At 67.7% G+C, this 1,050-nt stretch carries 2 protein-coding genes; one reads left to right on the top strand and one right to left on the bottom strand.

Features of this window, described 5'->3' with window-relative positions; all coding sequences use genetic code 11:
* Positions 1-55: 55 nt before the first annotated feature.
* Positions 56-811 (bottom strand): transposase family protein, encoded by a 756-nt coding sequence (locus ACIGW4_RS38150; protein WP_399586330.1) that lies wholly within the window; start codon positions 809-811, stop codon positions 56-58.
* Between ACIGW4_RS38150 and ACIGW4_RS38145 the strand changes: the two genes are divergently transcribed.
* Positions 767-1,050 (top strand): hypothetical protein (locus ACIGW4_RS38145; protein ID WP_399586333.1); only part of this gene is annotated, 284 nt, incomplete at its 3' end. The two genes, ACIGW4_RS38150 and ACIGW4_RS38145, sit on opposite strands and share 45 nt — an antisense overlap.

Genomic DNA, 1,050 nt, shown 5'->3' with positions numbered 1-1,050 from the left:
ACGAGCTCGTGCACGGTAAGCGGTGAGACGTCGAAGGCTGCGGCGGGGCCGGTGCTCACCTCTGCCGTCGAGGGCTCAGGTCGACGGTCTGCTGCTGGGACAGCAGGCCGGCGATGGCCTGGACCGTGTCGCTCATGTGCTCGCGGCGGCCGAGGTGCCGGGTAAGGGCCCGCCAGTTCTTCAGATGGGCGATCCCGTGCTCGACCCGGATACGGCGCGAGGAGTGTGCCTTGCGCTGCCGCTCGTACATCTCCTCGTACCAGTCGGGGGCGTTCTTCTTGAACTTGCGGTGCGGTGGTGTCATCACGCATCCGCCGGTCTGGGCGCCGAGGCCCTGGTAACCAGCATCCGCGAGGATCTCCACCGCAGGCCCGCCGACCAGGAGCTTGACCAGCCCTAACTGGCGGGCATGGGTGATGTCCGCGCAGCTTCCGGGCTGGGTCGGGCTGCACCACAGCACGCGCCCCTCGCCGTCCGTGACCACCATGGATTTGACGGCGTTCTGCTTGTTCTTGCCGGAGATGAACCTGTCCCGGTCCTTGCGTCCGGCGGCAGGCCGCCGGACCCGGATCTCGGTGCCGTCGATGATCCCGGTCTTCCCGCTGGCGCCGAGGTGCTCGACGACCTCGGCCAGCGTCCGCAGCCGCACATCGGGGCTGACAGTGCACCCCCGCTCGGCAAGCAGGGGGCGCACCTCGCCGATGGCTCGGGTGATGGTGGAGCGGTCCACTCCGAACCAGCAGGCCAGCACATCGTGAGTGGCCGCGTGACGGAGATGGACGAGGGTGGCCAGAAGCCGGTCGACGAACACCAGCCGGTGCTTCGCACCGGCGCCCACGGCCCGCTTCCGCGGCCGGGAGGTAAGCGTGGCCTGGTGACGCTCATGCCACAACGGGCCGACCTCGGCGATGAGTTCAGCAATCACCTCAGCTGCCAGGCCCGTGATCCGGCGATTGCTGATGATCGCTGCACGAGTCGTGTTCCCCACCACTCAACCATGATCAACCATCTGAGGCTCGACGTCTCACCTCTTACCGTGCACGAGCTTGT

The organism is Streptomyces sp. NPDC053513, assembly GCF_044544765.1.
Taxonomy (GTDB): domain Bacteria; phylum Actinomycetota; class Actinomycetes; order Streptomycetales; family Streptomycetaceae; genus Streptomyces; species Streptomyces litmocidini.
This window is presented reverse-complemented; position numbering and strand designations above follow the sequence as displayed.